At 61.8% G+C, this 25,732-nt stretch carries 16 protein-coding genes and 1 tRNA gene; 6 read left to right on the top strand and 11 right to left on the bottom strand.

Annotation, left to right across the window (positions count from 1 at the left end; all coding sequences use genetic code 11):
• The first annotated feature begins 121 nt into the window (after nucleotides 1-121).
• Nucleotides 122-886 (top strand): MgtC/SapB family protein, encoded by a 765-nt coding sequence (locus tag AC6JA3_RS12310; protein WP_051420741.1) that lies wholly within the window; start codon nucleotides 122-124, stop codon nucleotides 884-886.
• A 333-nt stretch (nucleotides 887-1,219) separates the two neighbouring features.
• Nucleotides 1,220-2,272, top strand: a complete 1,053-nt coding sequence (locus AC6JA3_RS12315) for a homoserine dehydrogenase (protein WP_497920147.1) — start codon at nucleotides 1,220-1,222, stop codon at nucleotides 2,270-2,272.
• A 411-nt stretch (nucleotides 2,273-2,683) separates the two neighbouring features.
• Here AC6JA3_RS12315 and AC6JA3_RS12320 read toward each other — a convergent pair whose 3' ends face one another.
• Genes AC6JA3_RS12320 through AC6JA3_RS12335 form a run of 4 tightly spaced genes read right to left on the bottom strand, consistent with a single transcriptional unit; the run spans nucleotide 2,684 to nucleotide 7,731 of the window.
• Complete coding sequence (locus AC6JA3_RS12320) at nucleotides 2,684-4,183, bottom strand: aldehyde dehydrogenase (protein WP_035760618.1); 1,500 nt, start codon at nucleotides 4,181-4,183, stop codon at nucleotides 2,684-2,686.
• A gap of 12 nt (nucleotides 4,184-4,195) precedes the next feature.
• The gene (locus tag AC6JA3_RS12325) at nucleotides 4,196-4,990 is read right to left on the bottom strand and encodes an IclR family transcriptional regulator (RefSeq protein ID WP_051420740.1); all 795 of its coding nucleotides are present in this window, start codon (nucleotides 4,988-4,990) and stop codon (nucleotides 4,196-4,198) included.
• Entirely contained in the window at nucleotides 4,980-6,275 is a 1,296-nt protein-coding gene (locus AC6JA3_RS12330) for an MFS transporter (RefSeq protein WP_202900147.1), read from the bottom strand. Before AC6JA3_RS12330 ends, AC6JA3_RS12325 begins: the two co-directional genes overlap by 11 nt.
• 43 nt (nucleotides 6,276-6,318) lie before the next feature.
• Nucleotides 6,319-7,731, bottom strand: coding sequence for an FAD-binding protein (locus AC6JA3_RS12335; protein WP_026540375.1), 1,413 nt, complete (start codon nucleotides 7,729-7,731; stop codon nucleotides 6,319-6,321).
• 240 nt (nucleotides 7,732-7,971) lie between these two features.
• Between AC6JA3_RS12335 and AC6JA3_RS12340 the strand changes: the two genes are divergently transcribed.
• From AC6JA3_RS12340 to acnA, 3 genes are read left to right on the top strand one after another with little or no spacing between them, the layout of a single operon-like run.
• Nucleotides 7,972-9,204, top strand: coding sequence for a CaiB/BaiF CoA transferase family protein (locus AC6JA3_RS12340; protein WP_026540374.1), 1,233 nt, complete (start codon nucleotides 7,972-7,974; stop codon nucleotides 9,202-9,204).
• Nucleotides 9,204-9,998 carry a citryl-CoA lyase gene (locus AC6JA3_RS12345; protein ID WP_051420739.1) on the top strand — a complete coding sequence of 265 codons (795 nt, stop codon included), beginning with the start codon at nucleotides 9,204-9,206 and terminating at the stop codon, nucleotides 9,996-9,998. Before AC6JA3_RS12340 ends, AC6JA3_RS12345 begins: the two co-directional genes overlap by 1 nt.
• On the top strand, nucleotides 9,995-12,682 hold the full coding sequence (acnA, locus tag AC6JA3_RS12350; protein WP_497920148.1) for an aconitate hydratase AcnA: 2,688 nt from the start codon (nucleotides 9,995-9,997) through the stop codon (nucleotides 12,680-12,682). Before AC6JA3_RS12345 ends, acnA begins: the two co-directional genes overlap by 4 nt.
• 724 nt (nucleotides 12,683-13,406) lie before the next feature.
• Here acnA and AC6JA3_RS12355 read toward each other — a convergent pair.
• A tRNA-Leu gene (locus tag AC6JA3_RS12355) sits at nucleotides 13,407-13,488 on the bottom strand.
• Between the two features lie 198 nt (nucleotides 13,489-13,686).
• On the opposite strand from AC6JA3_RS12355, the gene AC6JA3_RS12360 reads away from it, so the two are divergent.
• On the top strand, nucleotides 13,687-14,292 hold the full coding sequence (locus AC6JA3_RS12360) for an ANTAR domain-containing response regulator (RefSeq protein ID WP_026540371.1): 606 nt from the start codon (nucleotides 13,687-13,689) through the stop codon (nucleotides 14,290-14,292).
• A gap of 141 nt (nucleotides 14,293-14,433) precedes the next feature.
• Here AC6JA3_RS12360 and pyk read toward each other — a convergent pair whose 3' ends face one another.
• The 6 genes from pyk to trpB all read right to left on the bottom strand — a co-directional run bounded on the left by pyk (nucleotide 14,434) and on the right by trpB (nucleotide 25,669).
• Nucleotides 14,434-15,927, bottom strand: a complete 1,494-nt coding sequence (pyk, locus tag AC6JA3_RS12365; RefSeq protein ID WP_223945184.1) for a pyruvate kinase — start codon at nucleotides 15,925-15,927, stop codon at nucleotides 14,434-14,436.
• A 54-nt stretch (nucleotides 15,928-15,981) separates the two neighbouring features.
• Complete coding sequence (locus tag AC6JA3_RS12370) at nucleotides 15,982-17,439, bottom strand: glutamate synthase subunit beta (RefSeq protein WP_026540369.1); 1,458 nt, start codon at nucleotides 17,437-17,439, stop codon at nucleotides 15,982-15,984.
• Nucleotides 17,432-22,045 carry a glutamate synthase large subunit gene (gene gltB, locus AC6JA3_RS12375; protein ID WP_497920149.1) on the bottom strand — a complete coding sequence of 1,538 codons (4,614 nt, stop codon included), beginning with the start codon at nucleotides 22,043-22,045 and terminating at the stop codon, nucleotides 17,432-17,434. Before gltB ends, AC6JA3_RS12370 begins: the two co-directional genes overlap by 8 nt.
• Nucleotides 22,046-22,304: 259 nt before the next feature.
• Nucleotides 22,305-23,459, bottom strand: coding sequence for a prolipoprotein diacylglyceryl transferase (lgt, locus tag AC6JA3_RS12380; RefSeq protein ID WP_497920150.1), 1,155 nt, complete (start codon nucleotides 23,457-23,459; stop codon nucleotides 22,305-22,307).
• 21 nt (nucleotides 23,460-23,480) lie between these two features.
• The gene (trpA, locus tag AC6JA3_RS12385) at nucleotides 23,481-24,293 is read right to left on the bottom strand and encodes a tryptophan synthase subunit alpha (protein ID WP_035760616.1); all 813 of its coding nucleotides are present in this window, start codon (nucleotides 24,291-24,293) and stop codon (nucleotides 23,481-23,483) included.
• Entirely contained in the window at nucleotides 24,293-25,669 is a 1,377-nt protein-coding gene (trpB, locus tag AC6JA3_RS12390) for a tryptophan synthase subunit beta (RefSeq protein WP_223945182.1), read from the bottom strand. The genes trpA and trpB overlap by 1 nt, the downstream gene beginning before the upstream one ends.
• Nucleotides 25,670-25,732 lie beyond the last annotated feature (63 nt).

Below are 25,732 nucleotides of genomic sequence, written 5' to 3' on the forward strand. Positions count from 1 at the left end.
CCCGAGGAGGCGGCATATCAGGCCAACCCTGAATCCACCCGCACCCTCGATCGAGCCCCCTCCGGTACCGATCCCAATTCCCAAGGCTCACTTTCTGAGCCGGCCCCTGGACTACGACTCGATGCAGTACGCGATGAACTGGCTGGGCGAGGGCCGCGGTATCAAGGTCATCCGCACGGCCATCCCCAAGCCCAACGTCAGAGGGAAAGACATGGATGTTTTTGAGATCAGCCTTCGACTTGGCGCCGCCGTGGCCGCTGGCCTCGTCGTGGGCATCGAGAGAGAGATCACCGGCCATCCCGCCGGAGTCAGAACCCACGTCCTCGTTGCGCTGGGGGCGGCTATGTTTTCGCTGGCTGGGGCGTACGGTTTCGCTGACGTTACACATGGACCAAACGTGGACCCGGCACGCATCGCCGCGCAGGTTGCCTCGGGGATCGGGTTTATCGGGGCGGGGGCGATCATCAGAGACCGCGGCGCAATCAAAGGACTCACCACTGCCGCGACAGTGTGGTTGGCGGCATCGTGCGGCGTTGCCGCCGCGGGAGGCTCGTATCTGGAGGTTTCCGTAGGAACTGTTTTCGTATTGATCACGCTTATCGGCTTGAGGCTTGTTAGGCCCAGCAAGTGGCGTCAGAAGCAAAAGGTCCAGCTGGAAATCGAATATTCGGCAAGGCAGGGAACCCTGGCACCCATTCTGGAGACGTTGAAGTCCTCAGGCACTGTGGTCACAGGGATTGATGTACGGGATGAACCAGACACCTCCATGCGCCACCTCAGTCTGAGGGTCACCGTCCCAGCCCGGTCCAACTCCGAGACGGTAGTAGCGGATGTTGCCCAACTCGGCCAAGTGCACCGGGTGGCCGTCTCGGACGAGGACGGATAGATGGCCATTGAGACCAGTATGTACTTCCCCGTCGGGCTGGGATGTCGTCCTGAACGTCCCTGCCCCCTGAACTGACCGTTATTCACGCACTCCCTGGTTATGCCTAAGGGCACGAGTAGCAGGGATGTTCTTCTGTCCTGGCGGCCCGCGAGCCTCCGACTGACAGGTAGAAGGAAGCCACAGCAAACCGAATCGGCCCCGAAGGAAATCGTCATGACGGTCATAATCCGCCCCGTTCCGCCGGGGCCAGAATCACTTGACACAGCCAATGCACTGACAGACCTGGAAAGCGGTCAGCATTGAAGGATCGATGGAACGGACAGAAGGAGCACAATGACAACGTATGACATTGCGCTGATCGGCTTCGGCGGCGTCAACAGGACACTGGCCAAACTGATTGCAGCACGCGGTGAGGCATTGCGTTCCGAGCTGGGCTTTGGCCTGCGCGTGGTGGCCATCACCGACCTGCACCTCGGTTCCCTGGCCAAACCCGAGGGCATCGATCTCTCCCTTGCCCTCCGCCTGGACGGTGGCAGTGATAACTTCTCCGGGTACGGCGGATCCGCGGACACCAACAACGAAGCAGTCATCCGCAATTGCACGGCTGACATCATCTGCGAGGCCACGTTCACGAATCCCGAGGACGGCGAACCAGCGGTTTCCCACGTGCGATGGGCCCTCGAATCCGGCAAGAGTGTCTGCACCACGAACAAGGGCCCGGTTGCCCACCGCGGCGCCCAGCTGACCTCCCTGGCCGAACAGAACGGCGTGCACTTCGAGTTTGAAGGCGCCGTCATGAGCGGCACCCCCGTCATCCGGCTGGCCAAGAAGATGTTTGCGGGGCTGAAGCTGAACGGCTTCGAAGGCATCCTCAACGGCACTAGCAACTATGTGCTCGGAAGGATGGAAGCCGGACTGGATTTCGAAGCGGCCATCAGCGAGGCACAGGAACTCGGCTACGCCGAGGCAAACCCCGCAGCAGACATCGAAGGCTACGACGTTCAGCTCAAGGTCCTCATCCTCGCCAACGAACTCCTCGACGCAGGCATGGAACTCAAAGACGTTAAACGCCAGGGCATTTCGACCGTGACGCCGGAGAACATCCAGAAGGCAACCCGCGAGGGACGCCGCTGGAAGCTCCTCGGTACAGCACGGCGGAACCCGGACGGATCGGTGACAGCCAGCGTATCCCCCATAGCGCTTCACCTCGGACATGGGTTGGCAGGTGTTTCCGGGGCGACCAACGCTGTGTCCTTCGACACCGACCTTCTGGGCGCAGTAACCGTCTCAGGACCGGGAGCCGGCCGCGTGGAGACCGCCTACGCTCTGCTCTCTGACATCATCGCCATTCATACAGACCGCACAGAAATGGCGGCTAATGTCTGATTCCATCCTGTGTTCGACGCCACGGCGCAGCCGCAGTTCCGCGACGTAGCCATCCCCTACGGATTCCAGTGGGGAGATACAGAACGACGATCCTTCCACCGACGTAATCGTCCCGGACCCCTGACCCCCGACCCAAGATGCCGGCCGCCCAGCAACAGTGCCGGGATCCATACAGCCACCCGACTCCTTCAAAGGATCGACTTCGACGACTGATCACGGGGCGGCAGAAAGCGTTAGGATGGATCCTCGCCGATGGCGCCCTTATGAGACCGACGCTACGCGCGTGTGCCCAGGGGTTGGCGGCCAAGGCTCCTTGCTCACTAAGGGAAATGGCGTGTGAATTCTCAGGAGTGCCGGTATGACGCCTAGGGTGCTTCCGGCCATCGTGAAGAAATACCCACAGGTGGCCGGCTATGCCCTTGGGTTGAAGGGGTCGGTTATTTTGTTGCCCAGATCGATCCACACCGTTTTCGTCTCCGTGTACTCATAGATGGCTTCAGGGCCGTTTTCCCGGCCCAGGCCACTGTCGCCGAAGCCTCCGAACGGAGCGATGTAGTTGGTCTTCCTGTAGTTGTTGATCCATACGGTTCCAGCCCGGAGGGTTCTGGTCATACGGATGCCGCGGGCGAGGTCTGTTGTCCAAACCCCGGCGGCGAGGCCGAAGTTGGTGTCGTTGGCGATCCTGACAGCGTCCTTCTCATCTTTGAAGCGTATGACGGCAGCAACGGGGCCAAACACTTCTTCTCTCGCAATTCTCATGTCGTTATGGACATCTGCGAAAACTGTGGGTCGGACGAACAAACCCTGATTTAATCCGGGGTCTGTGGGGTGGAAGCCGCCTGCGACGAGTCGTGCGCCTTCTCCCTTGGCAATGTCGACGTATGCGAGAACTTTGTCGAACTGTGCCTTGCAGGCCACTGTGCCCATTTCGGTTTGCTGGTCCAGTGGATCTCCCAGACGGACTCGGTTGGCCTTTTCCGCCAACTTTTGTATTACTTCGTCATAGATGCTGTCCTGCACGAGGACGCGGGAGCCGGCCATGCATGTTTGACCTGATGCGGCGAAGATGCCGGCGACTACTCCGTTGATTGCGTTGTCGATGTCAGCGTCTGCGAAGAGGATGTTGGGAGATTTGCCGCCGAGTTCCAGTGACACCCGCTTCAGCTGGCGTCCGGCAGTTTCGGCGATATGGCGGCCGACTTGCGTGGAACCGGTGAAGGCTATCTTGTCCACTTGCGGGTGCTGTGCGAGTGCTGCTCCGACGGTTCCGTGGCCTGTCACGACGCTCACTACTCCAGCTGGCAGGCCCGCTTCTTGCAGTAAGCGCATTAGTACCAATGTTGATACGGGAGTTACTTCCGATGGCTTGATGACCACAGTGTTGCCGGCTGCGAGGGCGGGGCAGAGTTTCCAGAGCAACAGAGCCAGCGGGCTGTTCCATGGAGTTATGGCTGCGATGACGCCAATTGGCTCCCGCACTGTGTACACCTGGAAATTCGGTACACTGCTGGCCAGAGTTTGCCCGGTGAGGTTTTCGGCCGCACCAGCAAAGAAGTAGCAATGGTTCGCCAAGGCGCGGGTTTGCCCGTGAACTTCCCGGATGAGTTTGCCGTTTTCCATGACTTGGACGCGGGCAAGTTCGTCCACGTTTTCGAGGATGAGGTCACCGAACTTCCTGAGCAGGGCTGCCCTGCCTGCCGGGGAGAAGCTCGCCCAGGGCCCGGACTCGAATGCCTTCCGTGCAGACTGCACAGCTTTATCTACGTCAGTGGATGTGGCCTCGGGGACTGATGCCCATGGTGCATTGGTGTAGGGGTTGATGGAATCGAACGTTTCGTTGGATTCGGCGTCGACCCACTGGCCGCCAATGTGCATTTGGAAGAATTCGGGGGCCAAGATTTTGTGCGTCATGTTGATCTCTTTCTAAAGAACCTGACCGGCGGCTGGCTGGTCCAGCTCCGCGGCCATCGTTTCCTCGATGTTGCTGGCGGCCTTTATTACGGCCCGACGGAATTCCTTCACCTTCACATCGGTAAATTCGTGGACGGGTCCGAGGATGTTCACGGCTCCGGTAACGCGACCCGTTGCGTCGTGAATGGCAGCGGCGACACCGGCTGCCCCCGGGATGCGTTCACCACGGGAAACAGCGACCCCTGTCTGGCGAACTTCCTCGACGCGCCTCATGAAGGCCTTTTTGTCGAAGGGCTGTGGGGCCACCGCGTCACTCCATGGTGAAAGCTCAAGGGCATCGTCGATGGTTGCATCTGGAAGGCCAGCCAGTATCGCGCGACCCGTCGAGCCGAGATGAAGACCGTACGGGCGTCCCAGTTCCACCGACATCTTCATCTCCGAATCCGGCAGAACCTGATCCACGTACATCCTCCGAAGTCCTCCCAAGACGCTGAGCGTGGCAGTTTGACCTGTTTCGGCCCCAAGACGCTCCAGCATTGGACGGGCAAGGTCCCTGAAGGAGTTGTGAGTCATCTGATTGCTGGAGAGAAACGCAGCACCCAGCCCCAGGGAATACTGCTGGCTGGCAGGGTTCTGCGCGACCAAGGAGCGTGACATAAGGGCACGTAGGATCCTGTGCGCCACCGTTGGACTCAAACCGGCCCGGCGCGCCAGTTCGTTGACGCCGATAGGTCCGTAGGCGTCGCCCAGGGCGATGAGGATGTCTGCGACACGACGGGCGGATTCGGTTCCTGCATCAGTAGACATTTTCGGGGGTTCCTCTTTCCATTGTCTTGGCTTCCTCGTAGCCGAGGATATTGCGACGGTGTGCGATTCGCCGGTATCCATACAGGGATAGGAGCGAGAAGATTCCTGCGACAGCCATCATCGCTACCAGTGTCTCCCAGCGCCCCGTCCCCGAGACTAGCGCTTCGGCGATGATCGGTGTCGGGGCACTCCATACGAGTGCAGCGACCGCGTATGTGACGGCTGTGCCTGAGTATCGGAAATGCACCGGGTACAGTTCGGCAATCATCGAGGACAAAACGGAGTAGGTAGTTGCATGGGCGATGACCAATCCGACTGCGATTGAAACGAAGATAAGGACGGGATTGCCTGAGTTCACACCCCAGAAGAACGGGAATCCCATGATGACCGCTGCGACTGCACCCGCCCCGAATACCCTCGCCACCCCGACTTTGTCGGCCAATGAGGCCAACAGGGGCAACGCGATGACGTCAACCACGGCGGCAAGCATGACGATCAGCAACGCCGTTCCCTGTGCCATCTTCAAAACGTTGACCGCATAGGAGACGAAGTAGGTGGCGACTATGTAGAAGACAACGTTCACTGATGCTTGTAACCCGACGCCGATTACCATGGGGAGCTTGGCATACCGAAAAAGCTGACCGAGGGGGACCTTGGGTTGGTCGTGGCGTTCCTTGATCTTCACGAATGACTTGGATTCCTCGACGCCGAGTCGGATCAGCAAGCCGATAATGACCAGCACGAACCCAAAGAGGAACGGGAGCCGCCAGCCCCAGGCGATTCTGTCCGCCTGCGGCATTAGCCCTACCAATGCCATGACACCAGTAGCCGTGATGAGACCGATGGGAGAACCCATCTGAGGGGCGGAACCATACAGGCGCACTTTGCCCGGCGGGGCGTTCTCGACCGACATGAGAACGGCGCCTCCCCACTCTCCTCCCACGGCCAAACCTTGGAGGAACCGCATGGTGACGAGAAGAGTCGGAGCGAGGACTCCGACCTGAGCATAGGTAGGCAGCAGGCCGATGAGCCCTGTAGCACCCCCCATGAGTGACAGCGTGACAATCAGGGTTGCCCGACGACCTATCCTGTCGCCGAGGTGCCCAAAAACGATGGCGCCAAGCGGACGGGCTATGAACGCGACACCGAAGCTCGCGAACGCCAAGAGTCGTCCGACTGCAGGATCGCCACCGGGAAAGAAGAGCGGGCCGAAATATAGTGCAGCTGCGGTGCCGTAGATGAAGAACTCGTACCATTCGATGCTTGTCCCAACCAAGCTCGCCATCGTGGCCCTTCGCGCTTGGATTTGAGGGGTGTTGGCCGTGGAGCTAGACGTTGTACGCATAAGATTCCTTCGAATTTCCGATGTGTTTGGCGGCGGCGTCTGCGGCTGCCAACCGGCCAAAGACCATGGCTCGAAGCATTGACGAAGCACCAGGGTAGCTGTGGTGGTACAGGCCAGCGGCCTCACCGACCACGTAGAGACCAGGGATTGGCTCCCCGTCTGTGGTCACCGCCCGCCCCGCCGTGTCTGTCTTGACACCGCCGAAGGTGAAGGTGATGACCGATGCCATCGGCCAGGCACCGAATGGACCTTTCGAGATGGGGCGTGCCCAGTTGGACTTGGGTGGGTTGAGGTTTTGGGTAGCGACGCCGTCCTTTACAGTGACATCGAGAGGACCGGGATGACAGGCGGAATTGTAGGTCTGCACCGTTGCGGCAAGTTCCGAGGGTTCGATGCCCAGTGAAACGGCCAGTTCTTCAAGGGAGTCGGCAAGAATCGGTTCAGTTTCTGAAAGCACAGCTTTTTTGTAGTCGCTTTGCAGAAGCAGTTGATCAACAATCAAGTAAGCCTGCTGGTTGGCATCTCTCCAGATGTGGTAGGCGACGTCTTCGAACGTCTCGTCTACAGAGTCTTTGCCTTCGTCCAGGAATCTTCGGCCTTCACTGTTGACCAGGATTCCGTAGGGGTAAATCATGACCAAGGCTTCGGCTTTGGTTGTTCTGGGATCGCTGGGCTCGCCGTGGAACATGTCGAATTGGCCGGCCTGGCCAGCGCCGGCTTTCAGGGCCATGCTGATGCCTTCGCCGCGGTTGTTTGCCCCGCCAGGGCAGATCGTTTCGAGGCTTCGACCACGCTCGCCCAGGTGGTGGGCGAGGAGTTCCTTGTTTCCCTGGAAGCCGCCGGTCGCCAGCACGACCGCCGGAGCCCGCCACGAAGTTTCCAACTCGTTCGCATCGAGTCCGGAGACACCAACTATCCGGCCTGCCTCGATGATCAGGTCCACAGCTGCTGCCTCATATTCGATCTGCCCACCGAGTTGTTCGAACCGTGCGGCCAATGCCTCCACAACCGCAGCTCCTCCCCCGCGCGGCATCATCCGGCTTCCCTTGGACGTCAAGAAGTACGTCTCGGCCAGGCCCATCTCAACACCATTGCTCTGCGCCCACGCAACAGTCTGCTGAGCCTCATCGGTGAGCTTCTCAACGATGGCGGAATCTGCCTGGCCCAGACTGTATCGATCGATGCGCTCAGCGAAGTCCTCGGTAGGGCTGCCGTCTTCTCGCAGCCGGAAGAAGCCCTTCGTCCATCTGGTGTTGCCGCCCCGGTCCGCACGGGCCGCGCGTTCAAGAACGACGACCTCGGATCCGGGCCGCTTCTCCAGAAAACTCACTGCAGCGGAAAGACCTCCTGCGCCGCATCCAACGACGATGAGGTCTTTGGGCTGAAACTGCTTCATTGCACTTTCTCCTTCTGCGTTTCGTTGAACGAAATGCTTTGCCGTGATTTCCACCACTAGATCATCAGCTCTTGCGCTTTAAGTCAAGAAATTCCTACTATGAATCTAGCGAAGTTGTCTACTAGTGTGATTCGCTCAGCGAAATGGAGTAGCCGTGAAAAGTTCAATCGAGAGTGCAAAGGCGTGGAGTCATCTGGTGCCGCCGCCCATGACCGTCAGCAGCAACGTGGGAGGTTTGACGTGAAATCAGACCTGTTGGAAGGCGTAAAGGTCCTCGATCTCGCCAACGTGCTGTCAGGTCCTTTTGCCGGGTACCAACTCGCCCTCATGGGTGCTGACGTGCTCAAGGTCGAGGCCCGGGGAGGTGGCGATTTGGCTCGCAAGCTGGGGAGTTCCCCGGACCTGAGCGAACGACACCTTGGCATCTCGTTCCTCGCACAGAACAGTGCAAAGCGGTCAATGACGCTGAACCTGAAGTCTGAGCAAGGAAAGGACGTCTTCCGGCAGTTGGTCGAAACCCACGACGTCGTGCTGGAGAACTTCCGCCCCGGCGTACTCGCCCGGCTTGGTTTCAGCTGGGACACACTGCGCCAAATCAACCCGGGAATCGTCTACTGCGCCATATCAGGGTTCGGCCAAACCGGCCCGCTCCGTGACCGCCCCGCCTACGACCAGATCATCCAGGGGATGTCCGGTCTCATGTCCGTTACCGGGGACAGCGAGACCGCGCCGTTGCGGGTGGGAGCCCCCATCAGCGACACGGTGGGTGGCTTCGCTGCCGCATTCGCTATTTCCTCAGCCTTGGTGCGCCGTGGCCGCACAGGCGAAGGCGCTTTCCTCGACGTCTCCATGCTCGAAGCCACCCTTACCGCAATGGGCTGGGTGGCGTCCGATTACCTCGTCGGCGGCAGCCTTCCCATCCCCATGGGGAATGAGAACCGCACCGCGGCACCGTCCGGAACCTTCACCACGGCCGACGGCAAGTTCAACATCTCCGCCAACAAACAGGAACAGTTCGAGGACCTCTGCCGCGTTCTTGGCTGCCCTGAACTTGCCACAGACCCCCGGTTCGCCGAGCGGGAGACCCGCAAAGCGAACCGCAAAGACCTCGAGGACGAGATCGAGGGCATCCTCAAGCAGCAGCCCAGCTCCCACTGGGACAGGGTCCTTTCCGCGGCCGGAATCCCGGGAGGACCGGTCATGGACGTTGCCGATGCCTTGGATTCTGAACAGATCACGGAAAGGGGTCTCGTTTCCACCCTTCAGATCGAAGGGCTCCAGGGAGTCGCCGACGCAACAATCGGCCCAGAGGGATCCGTCCGTCTGCTCGGCGCGCCCGTCCACGTGGACGGCGCCGCCGTCGGCCCAACCACCAGGCCTCCCCTCCTGGGAGAGCACACCGACGACGTACTCTGCGCGCTCGGCTATTCACCCAAGGACATAGAGTCCTTCCGATCCGAAGGCGTAATCTGATGACCCGCTCCGACTGGTGGAAAACCTCCATCTCCGACATCTCACCCGGCATCATCCGGTACTACGGCTACCCGGTGGAGCAGCTCATCGCCGCAGAGCACGTGGGAATGCCCTCCATGATCTGGCTGATGACCCGCGGCGAACTTCCGACAGCGCCCCAGGCGCACCTGCTGGAGCGCGCCCTCGTAGCCGGCGTCGACCACGGCCCGCAGGCCCCCTCCATCGCCATCGCCCGCATGGCCATGACCTGCGGCGTCGGCATCAATAGCGCCATGGCATCCGCCACGAACGTCCTGGGTGACGTCCACGGCGGCGCCGGCCAGGAACTCATGGAGGTCTTCCAGAGCATCCTCAACGATCCCCGGCCCCTTCCAGAGGCCGTCGCGGCTGAAATCGCCCGCCTGCGCTCCGACAACAAATACGTGCCGGGCTTCGGCCACCGATTCCACCCAGTCGATCCCCGACGCGAGCCGCTGGTTTCCGCCGTCGAGACGGCCCGCGACGAGGGAACGGTCGAGGGGCGACACCTGGAGGTCGCCCTGGAGATCGAACGCCAAATCAACCTGAACCGTGATCGCCCCATCCCAATGAACATCGATGGTGCCACCGCCATCATCTACGCCGAACTGGGATTCGAACCTGCCCTCGGCCGTGGCCTGTTCATCCTGTCCCGGTCCATTGGTGCCCTCGCGCACGCCTGGGAGGAATCCCGCTCGGGGCTGCGCAACAAAGGACCGGAACACAGGTCCGTCCTACCCGACTACCTCGGACCCGAACCCCGGGACGTCCCATGATCACCGACCCCACCATACCCAGATCCACCCTCACCATCGGAGCCAGAGAGATCCAGTACATCGACCTGGCATCTATTGAGGGTGCCAACTCCCTGCCATTCAGCCTCAAAGTGTTACTGGAGAACGTCATCCGTCACGGTGGAAGCGCTGAGACCATCGAGCTGCTGCTGCAAGGAGATGAACAGGATCGGCAGCCGGGCGGGGAGGTCCCGTTCAACCCCGCCCGCGTGGTGATGCAGGATATGGCCGGCGTCCCTGTGATCCACGACCTGGTCACCCTGCGTGAGACAGTGGAGCGCCTGGGCGGGGATACATCCCTGATCAATCCATCGATCCCGGCCGAGCTGGTCGTCGACCATTCTGTGAGTGTCGACAGTTTCGGGAGCTCTTCGGCGTTGCAGCGCAACGCGGAGCTGGAATTCGAGCGCAACCATGAACGGTTCCGCTTCCTGAAGTGGGCACAGAACGCCTTCGACAACTTTCGCGTCATACCTCCGGGAACCGGCATCATCCACCAGATAAATGTCGAACACTTGGCCCGGGGAATCATGACCTCCGAGATCGATGGCGAACTCCTGGCCTACCCTGACACCTGCATCGGAACGGACAGCCACACCACCATGATCAATGGCCTCGGGGTCCTCGGCTGGGGCGTCGGTGGTATCGAGGCCACCGCCGCGCTGCTCGGCCAGCCGCTGTCCATGCTGATCCCGCCGGTGGTTGGCGTCGAGATCAGCGGGTCCCTTGCAGCCGGAACGACGGCGACCGACGTGGTGCTGACGGTAACGGAAATGCTCCGGAAGCAGGGCGTCGTCGGCAAAATAGTCGAGTTCCACGGCCCTGGCCTGGCGAGGATTCCGGTGGCGGACCGATGCACCATTGCCAATATGTCTCCCGAGTTTGGCTCTACCGCCGCGATGTTCCCCATCGACGCAGCGACCATTGATTACTACCGGCTGACCGGCCGCTCCCCCGAACAGGTCGAGCTGATTGAGGCATACGCCCGGGCACAGGGCCTTTGGAACGACCAGAACTCTTTGCCGGCGCATTATTCGGAGTACCTACGACTAAACCTGTCCGAGGTGGTCCCCTCCATTGCCGGCCCCTATCGGCCCCAGGACCGGATAGGACTGGATCGCGCCCACGATCAGTTCCAGACCGATCTGGCACACCTGCGGCCACACGGATCGGCTGAAGTTCCCGTCGAGGTGGTTTTGGACGAAACAACAATTGCCCTCAACCATGGCGCGTTGGCTATTGCCGCGATCACGAGCTGCACCAACACATCAAACCCTCAAATGATGATGACTGCTGCCCTCATGGCAAGAAACGCTGTGGACCGCGGCCTGGCAGTCCCACCTTGGGTGAAAACCTCGATGGCGCCGGGGTCCCAAGTGGTGACCCAGTACATGGAAAAAGCGGGACTACTGCCCTACCTGGAAACGCTGGGATTCCACATCGTGGGCTACGGATGCACCACGTGCATGGGCAATTCCGGGCCCCTGCTACAACCAATCTCGGCAGCCGCCCGAGAGAATGGCCTGACGCTCACATCGATCCTCTCAGGAAACAGGAACTTCGAGGGAAGAATCAGCCCCGACGTGCGCATGAATTACCTCGCTTCCCCACCACTGGTAATCGCCTACGCCCTGGCCGGAACCATGGACATAGATATTCAAAGGGACCCGCTTGGACAAGACACCGACGGACGGAAAGTACACCTACGCGACCTCTGGCCTTCCCCCGAAGAGGTCGATCGTGAACTCTCCCGAGTCATCACCCGTCAGATGTACCTGGACAACTACCGCGACGCCTACTCCGGATCGCGGCAGTGGCAAGACTTAGAGGTCCCTAGCAGTGCCACATACGACTTCGGCACCTCATCGACCTACATGCGCAGTTCACCTTTCCTTGCGCGAGTCGGTCTGGAGCCGACCCCCATTCAAGACCTGACCGGGGCGCGTGTTCTTGTGAAGCTCGGGGACTCCGTCACCACCGACCACATCAGCCCGGTGGGCCAGATCCGTTCCGATAGCCCGGCCGGCAGATACCTGCTGGACCGAGGTGTGGCTCGTCGGGACTTCAACACCTACGGCTCCCGACGAGGGAACCACGACGTCATGGTGCGCGGGACATTCGCGAACCCCCGGCTGCGCAACCACCTCGTCAAAGATGCCGACGGCGGATACACCCAACTCCTCCCCGACGGCGAACAAATGACGGTCTTCGAAGCAGCAACCCAATACGCCGAGCGCGGAATCGACCTCGTGGTGCTGGCCGGACGCGAATACGGTGCCGGCTCTGCGCGCGACTACGCGGCCAAGGGCACCAGTCTCCTGGGCGTCCGCGCGGTGTTAGCCCAGTCCTTTGAGCGGATCCATCGGTCGAATCTCGTCGGCATGGGCGTAGTTCCCTTGGAATATCTCGACGGCGAATCCCCCCGGTCGCTCGGCCTCGACGGAACGGAAGAACTCTCGGTCACGGGACTGACGGAGTTCACCAGCGGATGGCCGGATGCGGTCAGCGTCGACGCCGCCCGTACAGACGGGCAAACGATCTCGTTTACGGTCAGGGTGAGGGTTGATACTGCCACGGAGGCCATCTACATCCGCCATGGAGGCATTCTCCCCTACGTCCTACGGCGCAGTCTCACGGAGGCAAGGAATCCACGGCGCGGCCACTGAGGCTCCTCCGCGGACGAAAGGAAATCGACGAAGGCGCCTACGGTGCGTAGCGGGAGTACTTCGACGTCGATCGGTTTCATCGCCTCTGTCTGGTTCACGAAAGGGCCCTTATCGGCAGGCTGGCCGCTTCCGCGCCGCTCACCGTCAAGCGCGAGATCCGCAAGCCTCCATTTGCAGTACCGCTATGGCTACACGGATAAAACCAACCCCAAGGCACTCGGTGGGCTTAGCGACTGAACTCTCACATCAGAGTGACCCCGCAAGTCATGTAGCTATGGCCACTCACAGGCGATGAATAGATGTAGGGCGAAGGAGGGACAAGCCAATGATAGACAATAGTCGCAATAAAGCAGACTTAAGTGTGCACACTGTACACACCCCTTTTGGCCTGACAAAGCAGCGCCTAACCCCGCTTCCTCACGTCATGAACGCGCCGACGTCCGATGGTCTCGGCGCCATGCCCCGAAGTCATGTAGCGCCAAGCCCTCCCATCTATGAAGAGGCGTAGGCCAACCACGACCTACCGGACGAACCAAAGAGAGGAATCCATGGCCCAGTAGAGAGCCAGCGGAGGGTCCACCTGCCACGACCCTGAACCCGCTCCCCCAAAACCGAACAGGCCAACCGGCGGCCAGGCAACAAGCCGGCAGCACACATCAGAGACTCGCGTCAACAATTGTCAACACGTTAAAGCAAAAACCCCCTCTAACGAGGGGGTCTGCTGTGCCCGAGGTGGGACTCGAACCCACACACCTTTCGATACTGCATTTTGAGTGCAGCGCGTCTGCCAATTCCGCCACTCGGGCGCGGATTACTTGGAAGTTAAATCTCGCTGACTGCTCTCATTTCTGTGAGCAACGCGATCCTTTCCCAGCACGCGAAACTACTCTACATGCAGATAGGCTGATTCAAAGAACCGGGCACGCTGATGCAACAAAAACCAGCCATCAAAGAGTCCACACTAAGATGGACATGAACCCGCCGAACCTTTTCAAGGAGATCCCGTGACCGAACAGACGGAGTCCACACCCACAGCCCAGCCGGCCCGACGCGTTGTCGTAGCCGAGGATGAGACCCTCATCCGCCTGGACATTATTGAGATCCTGAAGGGCGAGGGGTACGACGTCGTCGGCGAGGCAGACAACGGCGAGAAGGCCGTGCAGCTGGCCGAGGAATTGAAGCCTGATCTTGTCCTCATGGACGTGAAGATGCCTGTCATGGACGGCATTTCCGCGGCTGAGAAGATCGTCAAGGCACGTATTGCTCCCGTTGTCCTGCTGACTGCCTTCAGCCAGAAGGAACTGGTGGAGCGGGCACGCGATGCCGGCGCCATGGCGTACGTCGTCAAGCCGTTCTCCCCCGCGGACCTGATCCCGGCCATCGAGATCGCCCTGTCCCGCCACGAGGAAATCAAGGCGCTCGAGAACGAGGTCTCCGACCTCCAGGAGCAGTTCGCCACCCGCAAGCTCGTAGAGCGCGCCAAGAGCCTCCTGACCACCAAGATGGGCCTGACGGAGCCGGAAGCTTTCCGCTGGATCCAGAAGACCTCCATGGACCGCCGCCTCAGCATGCGCGAGGTTGCCGAAACCATCATCAACCAGGTCAACTAGCTTCAAACGCACGACGGCGGCCGCTCACCTCGCACGAGGTGGGCGGCCGCCGTCGTACGCACCAAAGCCGTACGCACCCACTGAGCCAACAAAAATGCGGGCCCCACCAAAAGGCGGGGCCCGCATTCAACAACCGAAGAGCTAGCTCTTGGCCTTGGACTTCTTTTCCGGCCAGGGGCCAACGGGTTCCTTGCGTGAACCGTCGTCGGTCTTGGAGGTGTCGGCGAGGTCGCCCACCTTGTGGACCTTCAGCGAGTTCGTGGAACCGGCCTGTCCGGGAGGGGAACCGGCAGCGATGACAACCAGGTCGCCTTCCTCCACGAGATCCATTTCGAGCAGGCTCTTGTCAACCTGTGCGGTCATCTCGTCAGTGTGGCCCACGGAGGGAACCAGCACCGGCTGGATGCCCCAGGTGAGGGCCAGCTGGTTCCAGACGTGCTCCACCGGGGTGAAGGCGAAGACGGGCTTGACCGGGCGCAGGCGCGAGAGGCGTCGTGCGGAGTCACCGGACTGGGTGAAAGTACAAATGTACTTGGCATCCAGCTGGTCGGCGATTTCGACGGCGGCACGGGTGATTGCGCCACCACGGGTCTTGGGCTTGGTGCCCAGCGGGGGTACGCGCTCGAGGCCGTGAACCTCGGTGGACTCGATGATCCGGGCCATGACCTTGACGGTTTCGATGGGGTACTGGCCCACGGAAGTTTCACCGGAGAGCATGACTGCGTCGGCGCCGTCGAGCACTGCGTTGGCGCAGTCCGAAGCCTCGGCGCGCGTCGGACGCGGGTTGTCGATCATGGACTCGAGGACCTGGGTGGCCACGATGACCGGCTTGGCCCAGCGGCGTGCCAGTTCAATGGCGCGCTTCTGGACGATCGGCACCTCTTCGAGCGGCAGTTCAACACCGAGGTCGCCACGGGCAACCATGATGGCGTCGAAGGCGTCGATGATCTCGTGGAGCTGCTCAACGGCCTGCGGCTTTTCGATCTTGGCGATCACCGGTACGCGGCGACCTTCTTCGTCCATGATCTCGTGGACGCGCTTGATGTCTGAGGCATCACGCACGAACGAGAGGGCGATGAGGTCGGCGCCGCGCTTGAGTGCCCAACGGAGGTCGTCCTCGTCCTTTTCGCTCAAGGCGGGAACGTTGACGGCTACGCCTGGCAGGTTGATGCCCTTGTTGTTGGAGACCTTGCCGCCAACGGTCACGGTGGCAACAACCTTGACGTCGTCAACCTCGATGGCGCGCATGGCCACCTTGCCGTCGTCGATCAACAGGGCATCGCCCACATTGACGTCTTCGGTGAGGCTTTTGAGCGTGGTGGAGCAAATCTCCTTGGTGCCGGGGACGTCTTCGGTGGTGATGGTGAAGGTGTCGCCGACGGCCAGCTCGTGGGGTCCGTCAACAAAACGGCCAAGACGGATCTTGGGTCCCTGCAGGTCAGCCATGATCGCAACAGGCTTGCCCAGCTGCGCCGCAGCCTTGCGGACGTTTTCGTAGGTGATGTCGTGCACGGAGTAGTCGCCGTGGCTCATGTTCATGCGGGCAACGTCAACGCCGGCCTCCAGCACCGCGAGGGTGTTGTCGAAGCTGGAGATAGCCGGGCCGAAAGTTGCCACAATTTTTGCGCGTCTCATATACCTACCCTAAGTAGTTCATGCTGATTGAGTAAAAGGTTGTTCCTGCCGGCGCTATAAGACCGCTATCGCCCGGTCGGTGGGGGCGACCGGTGCCGGGAGAATAGTGCTTCCCATCAGGAACTTGTCCACTGCGGCCGCACATGCACGGCCTTCCGCAATGGCCCACACAATCAGTGACTGGCCACGTCCGGCATCGCCGGCAACAAACACGCCCTCGGTGTTCGTCATGTAGTAGCCGTCGCGGGCAACGTTGCCCCGACTGTCGAACTCTGCGCTGACCTGCTCCGTGATTCCTGCCGGCTCAGCACCGGTAAAGCCAAGGCTCAGGAAGACAAGGTCAGCTGGGATGATCCGTTCTGTACCGGCTTTGGGAAGGCGTTTGCCGTCCACGAACTCGGTTTCAGCAACTTTAACTCCGGTGAGTTTGCCGTTTTCTCCAACGAACTCAACGGTGGATGCAAGGTAGGTACGCTCGCCACCTTCTTCGTGGGCGCTGGCGACCTCGAACAGGGTGGGGAACGTGGGCCACGGCTGGTGGGTGGCACGCTCGGCGGGCGGCTGCTTGCCGATCGCGAGGGTGGTCACCGAGGCCGCCTGGTGGCGATGCGCGGTGCCGATGCAGTCAGCACCGGTATCGCCGCCACCGAGGATGACAACGTGCTTGCCACGGGCGTCGATGTGGTTCGCGGGGTCCTCCCCCGCCACCTTGCGGTTGGACGGGACCAGGTAGTCCATGGCGAAGTGGACGCCCTCAAGGTCACGTCCGGGAATGGGAAGGTCGCGCGGAACGGTCGCTCCGGTGGCAACCACGACGGCGTCGTAACGGCGTCGCAACTGCTCCCAGGTCACGTCCGTACCAACTGCGACGCCGGTCCGGAAGCGGGTGCCTTCGGCCTTCATCTGCTCAAGGCGGCGGTCAACCTGTTCCTTCTCCATCTTGAAGTCGGGGATGCCGTAGCGGAGCAGGCCGCCGATCTTGTCATCGCGCTCGTACACGGCAACGGTGTGGCCCACGCGGGTCAGCTGCTGTGCCACGGCAAGGCCGGCCGGGCCGGAACCCACAACCGCGACCGTCTTGCCGGTCAGGCGCGTTGGAGGCAGGGGCTGGACCCAGTCGTTGTCGAAAGCCTGGTCGATGATGGAGACCTCAACCTGCTTGATGGTCACAGCAGGCTGGTTGATCCCCAGCACGCAGGACGCTTCGCAGGGTGCGGGGCACAGGCGGCCCGTGAACTCCGGGAAGTTGTTCGTCGCGTGAAGGCGCTCAATCGCTTCTTCACCCTTGTCCCGCCACACGAGGTCGTTCCATTCGGGAATCAGGTTGCCCAGCGGGCAGCCCTGGTGGCAGAACGGAACGCCGCAGTCCATGCAGCGGCCTGCCTGGCTCTTCAGGACACCCTTTTCCTGGGCTTCGTACACTTCTTTCCAGTCCATGATGCGGACGGGAACGGGACGGCGTGGCTGCGTCTCGCGCTGCCGGACTTTCAGAAATCCGCGTGGATCAGCCACCGGTTACCTCCAGGATTCGAGACCATACTTCTTCGCCATCGGGGTCAAGGCCCTCTTCGATGGCGTCGAGACGGGTTTGCAGGACTGCGGCGTAATCGCGCGGCAGCACTTTGGTGATGCGGGCGGCAGTGTCGTCGAAGTTTTCGAGCAGACGGCCGGCCAGGACGGATTCGGTTTCCTCAAGGTGCTTGGTCAGCAAACCATGAACGATGTCGCGGTCCTCGGCGTCGAGCTCCAGGAGCTGGAGTTCGCCGGTATCGAGGGCCATCTTGTTGACGCGCTCAGGCTGAAGGTCCAGCACATAGGCAGTACCACCGGACATGCCGGCACCGAAGTTGCGTCCGGTGCGGCCGATGATCAGGGTCTGGCCACCGGTCATGTACTCGCAACCATGATCGCCAATACCTTCGACGACGGCGGTCGCGCCGGAGTTGCGGACCAGGAAGCGTTCGCCCACCTGGCCACGCAGGAACATCTCACCGCTGGTTGCACCGTAACCGATGACGTTGCCGGCAATGACGTTGCGCTCGGCCTGGAACACGTTGGTGCGGTCCGGGCGGACGATGATGCGTCCACCGGAGAGGCCCTTGCCCACATAGTCGTTGGAGTCACCGAACATCCGCAGCGTGATGCCCGCGGGCAGGAACGCGCCGAGGGACTGGCCGGCGGTGCCATTGAGCGTGACGTCGATGGTGTCGGTCGCCAGGACATCGATGCCGAAGGTCTTGGTCACCACATGGCCGAGCATCGTACCCACGGAACGGTCCGTGTTGATGACGTCCAGGGTGATCTTGACGGGCATGCGGTCGCTGAGCGCTTCTTGCGCCATGGTGATCAGCCGCTGGTCGAAGTGCTTGTCCAGCTCGTGGTTCTGGCCGGTCATGTTGCGCAGCGGCACGTCGTCGTCGAACTCCAGCCCGTGCAGGATGGGGTCCAGGTCCAGCCCTTCGGCCTTCCAGTGGTTGATCGCTTCGCGGGTATCCAGGACCTCGGCGTGCCCGATTGCCTCTTCCAGGCTCCGGAAACCGAGCTCGGCCAGGATCTCACGGACTTCTTCTGCGAGGAACTCGAAGAAGTTGACCACGAACTCCGGCTTGCCGTTGAACCGTGAACGGAGCTCAGGGTTCTGCGTGGCAACACCAACAGGGCAGGTGTCCAAGTGGCAGACACGCATCATGATGCAGCCGGAAACCACCAAGGGCGCGGTTGCGAAGCCGTACTCCTCGCCACCCAGCAGGGCGGCAATGACGACGTCGCGGCCGGTCTTGAGCTGACCGTCAACCTGAACCACCACACGGTCACGCAGACCGTTGAGCATGAGGGTCTGCTGGGTTTCGGCGAGGCCGAGTTCCCACGGCACACCCGCGTGCTTGAGCGAGTTCAGCGGCGAGGCGCCGGTACCGCCGTCGTGACCTGAAACAAGCACGACGTCGGCCTTCGCCTTGGTGACGCCGGAGGCCACCGTGCCGATCCCGACTTCCGAAACCAGCTTCACGTGCACACGGGCCGAAGGGTTGGCGCGCTTGGCATCGTAAATGAGCTGGGCGAGGTCTTCGATCGAGTAGATATCGTGGTGCGGGGGCGGGGAAATGAGTCCGACGCCGGGTGTGGAGTGACGTGTCCGGGCTACCCAGGGGTAGACCTTCTGTGCCATCAACTGGCCGCCTTCGCCGGGCTTGGCGCCCTGTGCCATCTTGATCTGGATGTCGTCGGCATTGGTCAGGTACAAGCTGGTGACACCGAACCGGCCCGAAGCGATCTGCTTGATGGCAGAGCGGCGCTCGGGATCCAGCAGGCGGTCAACGTCCTCGCCGCCTTCACCGGTGTTGGACTTGGCGCCCAACCGGTTCATGGCGATGGCGAGCGTTTCGTGCGCTTCCTTGGAGATGGAACCGTAGCTCATTGCACCGGTGGAGAAACGCTTGACGATGCTGGAAACGGGCTCCACTTCCTCAAGCGGGACCGCCGGGCGGACACCGTCCTTGAACTTCAGGAGCCCGCGGAGGGTCATCAGGTTCTCGGACTGATCGTCAATGCCCTTGGTGTAGGACTTGAAGATGTCGTACCGGCGTTCGCGGGTAGCGTGCTGCAGGCGGAAAACCGTCTCCGGGTTGAAGAGGTGCGGTTCACCGTCACGGCGCCACTGGTACTCGCCACCGCCCAGCAACGGCTGGTGCGGGTGCTCGATGCCGCCCTCCGGGTACGCCATCTGGTGGCGTGCCGAAACCTCGGCGGCAATCACGTCCAGGCCCACGCCACCGAGCTGGGAGTGCGTGCCGGAGAAGAATTCATCCACGAGTTCCTGGGACAGACCCAGTGCCTCGAAGGTCTGGGCTCCCGTGTAGGAAGCCACGGTGGAGATGCCCATCTTGGACATGATCTTCAGGACACCCTTGCCAAGGCCCTTGATGAGGTTGTAAACGCCGTCTTCTGCAGTGACGCCTGTGACATCGCCGTTGGAGATCAGCTGCTCCACCGACTCCATGGCCAGGTACGGGTTGACGGCCGATGCGCCGTAACCGATGAGCACTGCAACATGGTGCGTCTCGCGGACGTCGCCGGCCTCAACCACCAGGGCGGTCTTGGTGCGGTTGGCACTGCGGAGCAGGTGGTGGTGCACTGCGCTGACCAGAAGGAGCGAAGGAATGGGAGCCCACTGCGCGTTCGAGTCACGGTCGGACAGCACCACGTACTGCACGCCACGGTTGATCGCACCGGAGACCTGCTCGCAGATTTCGGTCAGGCGTGCACGGAGCGCCGCTTCCCCACCCTCGGGGCGGTAAAGGCCACGAACCTTCATGGCAATGCGATCACCGTCGGGGGTTTCGATGTTCGCGATCTTGGCGAGTTGATCGTTGTTGATCACCGGGAACGGCAGGGAGATCTGCGGCTGGCGGACCTGCTTGCCGTCCAAGAGGTTGCCGTTGGGCCCGATGGCGCACTTCAGCGAAGTAACCAACTCTTCGCGGATGGCATCCAGCGGCGGGTTGGTGACCTGGGCAAAGGACTGCACAAAGTAGTCGAACAACAGGCGTGGGCGCTTGGAGAGGACAGCCACAGGCGTGTCCGAACCCATGGCACCGAGGGGCTCGGCACCGGTCCGGGACATCGGTCCCAGCAGGATCTTCAGCTCCTCGGTGGTGTAGCCGAACGTGCGCTGGCGGATGTTGACCGATGCAGCGGTGTGAACCACGTGCTCACGCTCGGGGAGCTCGTTGATGTCTATCAGGTTGTCCTTGAGCCATTCAGCCCACGGGTTTGCAGCAGCTACCTCGGCCTTGACCTCGGCGTCGTCAATGATGCGGCCGGCTTCGGTGTCCACCAGGAACATCTTGCCGGGGGCAACGCGGCCCTTCTTGACCACGTTGGAGGGCTCAACCTCGATCACGCCAACCTCTGAGGCGAAGATGATGAGGCCGTCTTCGGTGATCCAATAGCGTCCCGGGCGCAGGCCGTTGCGGTCCAGCGTGGCGCCAACAAGGTTGCCATCGGTGAAGGAAACAGCTGCCGGCCCATCCCACGGCTCCATGAGCAGTGAGTGGTACTCGTAGAAAGCACGGCGGGCCGGATCCATGGTGGCGTGGTTCTCCCACGCTTCCGGGATCATCATCATGATGGAGTGCGTGATGGGGCGGCCGGACAGCCAGAGGAGCTCTGCAACCTCGTCGAACGAAGCAGAGTCAGAGGCACCCGGGGTGCAGATCGGGTACAGCTCTTCGGGCACTGAGCCCAGCAGCGGGCTGGCCAGCTGCGACTGGCGGGCACGCATCCAGTTGCGGTTGCCCTTGACCGTGTTGATCTCACCATTGTGGGCGATGGTGCGGAACGGCTGCGCCAACGGCCAGGACGGGAAGGTGTTGGTGGAGAAGCGTGAGTGGACGATGGCCAGCTTGGTCTTGAAGCGCTTGTCCGAGAGGTCCGGGTAGAACGGCTCCAACTGGGCGGTGGTCAGCATGCCCTTGTACACAATGGTGCGCGAGGACAGCGACGGGAAGTACACGCCGAACTTGTTCTGGGCACGCTTGCGGATACGCCAGGCGCGCGAATCAAGCTCGTTGTGTTCCAGCTGCTCGCCAGTGGCGGAGGCAAAGAACGGCTGCGAGAAGTACGGCATACAGGCACGCGCCATGGCGCCTACAAGGTCAGCCACCACGGGTACCTCACGCCAGCCAAGGACAGTGAGGCCCTCGTCGGCGGCAAGGGCTTCAATGCCTGCCTTGGCGGTATCCGCTTCGCGGGACTCAGCAGGAAGGAAGGCAGTGCCCACTACATACTGGCCGGGAGCGGGCAGTTCGAATTCTGTGACGGCCCGGAAGAACTCGTCCGGAACCTGCATCAGCAGGCCCGCACCGTCGCCGGTACCTTCGTCGGCGCCCACGGCGCCGCGGTGTTCGAGATTGCGGAGGGCGGTCAGTGCCGCTTCCACGATGTCGTATCCCGGTTCCCCGCGGAGCGTGGCAATAATGGCCAGGCCGCAGGCGTCCTTCTCCTTATCAGGGTTGTAAAGACCCTGGGCCTCCGGGAGCGCGGCAAAGCGCTTGAACGGAGACATGGCACCCTGCGGTTCGATATGTTCGGACCAACCGGGGTTATGAAGATGGGTCATGGGAGACGTCCTTCCTCGAGATCGTGCGTATGGAAGGGACAACGTTGGCCCCACCTTGCCTGCCCTGTGACGGGCACAACAAAGCGCTAGTAATTGGAATTGTAGGCCAGCCGATCCAGCGCAACGAACAGTTACGCAGACCTCTGGCCCCGGCTTGACCAGTGAACATCGGTATGCTGCGATCCGGTTTCCGGGGTGCCACGACGCTGTGGACTGGGCCCTACGAGCGGTGACTCTGTTGCCCCTTTACCGAACGCGACTACTTGGTGTCGTCTGCGTTCGGTGTGGATCCGGGGGCCTTCCTTGCGGCAGTGGCAGCAGATACGGAACCCGTGCCGGACTTGGTGTCCTTGCTCGCGTCCCCTGCTGTTTCCTGCGGCTCGTCAACGTGGCCCGAATCGCTTTGGTTATCTGGGAGATTACCACGCGAACCAGTATCTGAGACAGATGCGTCCACATCATGACTGGTGACGCTCGTCACCGACGCCGGCTCCTTTTCCTTGGTCTCATCCGGCTCGCGCCCCGGCAAATACGGGGTATCCGGTACAGGGCGTCCCTTCCGGCCAAGAACCAGGAAGATGGCAAGGGCGGCAATGAACACAAAGATGCTGGTCCACACATTGAGCCGGGTGGTAATCCCGAAAAGGTTAATCTGCTCGGCATCATCGATCCGCAATGCCTCAATCCAGACACGGCCGAGGGTGTAGTACATGGCGTAGAGCCAGAAGAGGCGTCCCCACCGGAAGTTGAACTTCCTGTCCAGGAGCAACAAGATGGCGACGCCGGCCAGGTTCCACAGCATTTCGTAGAGGAACGTGGGGTGGAACAGCGTGCCGGCAGCCATGTCCGGCGGGAAGTTGGCGTTGGCGGGATCAATCTCCAGCCCCCAGGGAAGGGTGGCGGGGGCGCCGAAAAGTTCCTGGTTGAACCAGTTTCCCAAACGGCCGATTGCCTGTGCCAGCAGCAGGCCAGGGGCCGCTGCATCCAGGAAGGCCGTCAGCTTCACGCCGGCCCTCCGGCAACCAATCCAGGCACCCACTGCGCCCAGGACCACGGCACCCCAAATGCCCAGTCCACCGCGCTGTATCTGCGGAATCAGCGAGAGGTCGCCGGTGCCGTCAAAGCCCGGACCGAAGTAGGCATCAGGTGAGGAGAACACGTGGTAGAGGCGACCGCCGATGATGCCGAAGGGAATTGCCCAGATGGCAATGTCCCACAGGCTGCCTTCGGGGGCGCCGCGGCGCTTCCACCGGGCGGACGTCAGCCACAAGCCAACGATGATGCCCGCCAGGATGCAGAGGGCGTATGCGTGGATACGCAGCGTCCCCCACGGCAGCGGAATGTCGAAACCGGACCACGACGGGCTCGGGATACTCATGGGGACCATTGCCGCAGCGTGGAGGACGGTCTGCATTCGCTTCGCTGTTTCCTTTTTCTAGGCTTCTGCAGCTGCGCGGCCCAGGCCGGCGCTGAGATTCTTGGTGAGTTGCCCGACGGCGTCAACGCCGCCATCGCGAAGGGCCGCCACCAGGGCGGTTCCTACGATCACGCCGTCAGCGTAGGCGGCGATTTCGCGGACATGGTCCGGGTTGGACACACCCAAACCGACGCACACACGCTCGGCTCCGGCAGCATGGGCGCGGGACACCACGTCCTCGGCACTGCTGCTGACAGAGGTGCGCGTTCCGGTGACGCCCATGATCGAGACGGCGTAGACGAATCCACGGCTCGCCTTGACGGTCATGTCCAGCCGCTCCGGGGTGGATGACGGTGCCACGAGGAACACCCGGTCCAAGCCGTACTTGTCCGAGGCCTCGAACCACTCGTGGGCCTCGTCAGGCACCAGGTCCGGGGTAATAAGCCCCGCTCCCCCGGCTTCGGCCAGGCGGCGGGAGAATTCATCGACGCCCATGCGCATGACTGGGTTCCAGTAGGTCATGACCAGAACGGCTGCATCGGTGGCGGCGGTGATGCCGGCAACGACGTCGAAAACGTTGCTGACACGGAAGCCATTGGCGATCGCCTCGGTGGTGGCAGCCTGGATGACCGGGCCGTCCATTACCGGATCGGAGTACGGGATGCCGATTTCGATCAGGTCGGCACCGTTCCGGGCCAAGGCGATTCCGGCCTCGATGCTCTCCTGGACCGTGGGGTACCCCGCGGGGAGGTAGCCCACCAGGGCGGCGCGGCCTTCAGCCTTGGCACGATCGATGGCGGCAGCGGATTTGCTGGCGAATTCTTCAGTCATCAGTTCTGGTCCTCGTTGACATCCACGGCTGCTTCGGACGTGCGCTCGGTGGGGCCCTTGGGCTTGCGCGTGGACAAGGTGGTGCCCTTGACGTGCCCTTCCTCATCCAACATGTTGAACCAGGCAGCGGCAGTCTCCACGTCCTTGTCTCCACGGCCGGAGAGGTTGACGATCACCGTGACGTCGGAAGGGTTGTCCTTGCCTTCAGTCAGGCGGTGGCCGATCTTGATGGCACCAGCCAGGGCGTGCGAGGACTCGATGGCGGGAATGATGCCCTCGGTCCGGCACAGGAGGCTGAAGGCGTCCATGGCCTCGGTATCCGTGACAGCCTCGTAGGTGACGCGGCCAATATCGGCCAGGTAAGAGTGCTCCGGACCCACGCTGGGGTAGTCCAGGCCTGCGGAGATGGAGTGGGATTCGATCGTTTGGCCGTCTTCGTCCTGCATGAGGTACGAACGTGCACCGTGCAGCACACCGGGCCGACCCAAGGAGATGGCAGCAGCGTGGCGGCCGGTTTCGACCCCTTCGCCGCCGGCTTCGAATCCGTAGATCTTCACCGAGGCGTCATCAAGGAAGGCGTGGAACAGGCCGATGGCGTTCGAGCCACCGCCAATACATGCAGCAATGGCGTCCGGGAGCTTGCCCGCCTGCTCCAGGATCTGGCTGCGGGCTTCTTCGCCGATGACCTCGTGGAAGTAGCGGACCATTGCCGGGAACGGGTGGGCTCCAGCTGCGGTGCCAAGAAGGTAGTGCGTGTGCTCCACATTCGAAACCCAGTCGCGCAGGGCATCGTTAATGGCGTCCTTGAGGGTCTGGGAGCCGTTGGTGACCGGCACCACAGTGGCACCGAGCAACTGCATGCGGGCCACGTTCAACGCCTGGCGCCGGCAATCCTCGGCACCCATGTACACCACGCACTCAAGGCCCAGCAGGGCCGCAGCAGTGGCACTGGCAACGCCGTGCTGTCCCGCTCCGGTCTCGGCGATCACACGGGTCTTACCCATGCGCTTGGCAAGGAGGGCCTGGCCCAGGACGTTGTTGATCTTGTGGGACCCGGTGTGGTTCAGGTCTTCGCGCTTGAGGAAGATGCGGGCCCCTCCGGCGTGCTCCGAGAAGCGCTTGGCCTCGGTAAGCAAGGAAGGCCTGCCGGAGTAATTCTTGTTGAGGTCCTTGAGCTGCGCGATGAAATCGGGGTCAGCCTTTGCCTTCTCAAACGTGTCCTGGACTTCGTCAAGGGCGGCGATGAGGGACTCCGGCATCCAGCGTCCGCCGTAGTTGCCGAAGTAGGGCCCGGAGGCGTTGCGCAGCGAAGGGCCACCTTGCAGGAATGCGTCGGCCGCATTCTCTTCTGAGCCGGCTGTTGGCGCGTCGACCATCAGTCTCACCGTCCTGTTCCAGTTAGTTCATTGGGTAGTTCCACGTGCCACAAGGCAGCCGCG

This window comes from Arthrobacter sp. TmtSoilC79 (genome assembly GCF_059739405.1).

Coding starts and splice junctions, on each gene's coding strand:
- AC6JA3_RS12310 (WP_051420741.1), top strand. CDS start 122: ATGCAGTACGCGATGAACTGGCTGGGCGAGGGCCGCGGTATCAAGGTC.
- AC6JA3_RS12315 (WP_497920147.1), top strand. CDS start 1,220: ATGACAACGTATGACATTGCGCTGATCGGCTTCGGCGGCGTCAACAGG.
- AC6JA3_RS12320 (WP_035760618.1), bottom strand. CDS start 4,183: ATGACGCACAAAATCTTGGCCCCCGAATTCTTCCAAATGCACATTGGC.
- AC6JA3_RS12325 (WP_051420740.1), bottom strand. CDS start 4,990: ATGTCTACTGATGCAGGAACCGAATCCGCCCGTCGTGTCGCAGACATC.
- AC6JA3_RS12330 (WP_202900147.1), bottom strand. CDS start 6,275: ATGGCGAGCTTGGTTGGGACAAGCATCGAATGGTACGAGTTCTTCATC.
- AC6JA3_RS12335 (WP_026540375.1), bottom strand. CDS start 7,731: ATGAAGCAGTTTCAGCCCAAAGACCTCATCGTCGTTGGATGCGGCGCA.
- AC6JA3_RS12345 (WP_051420739.1), top strand. CDS start 9,204: ATGACCCGCTCCGACTGGTGGAAAACCTCCATCTCCGACATCTCACCC.
- acnA (WP_497920148.1), top strand. CDS start 9,995: ATGATCACCGACCCCACCATACCCAGATCCACCCTCACCATCGGAGCC.
- pyk (WP_223945184.1), bottom strand. CDS start 15,927: ATGAGACGCGCAAAAATTGTGGCAACTTTCGGCCCGGCTATCTCCAGC.
- gltB (WP_497920149.1), bottom strand. CDS start 22,045: ATGACCCATCTTCATAACCCCGGTTGGTCCGAACATATCGAACCGCAG.
- lgt (WP_497920150.1), bottom strand. CDS start 23,459: ATGCAGACCGTCCTCCACGCTGCGGCAATGGTCCCCATGAGTATCCCG.
- trpA (WP_035760616.1), bottom strand. CDS start 24,293: ATGACTGAAGAATTCGCCAGCAAATCCGCTGCCGCCATCGATCGTGCC.
- trpB (WP_223945182.1), bottom strand. CDS start 25,669: ATGGTCGACGCGCCAACAGCCGGCTCAGAAGAGAATGCGGCCGACGCA.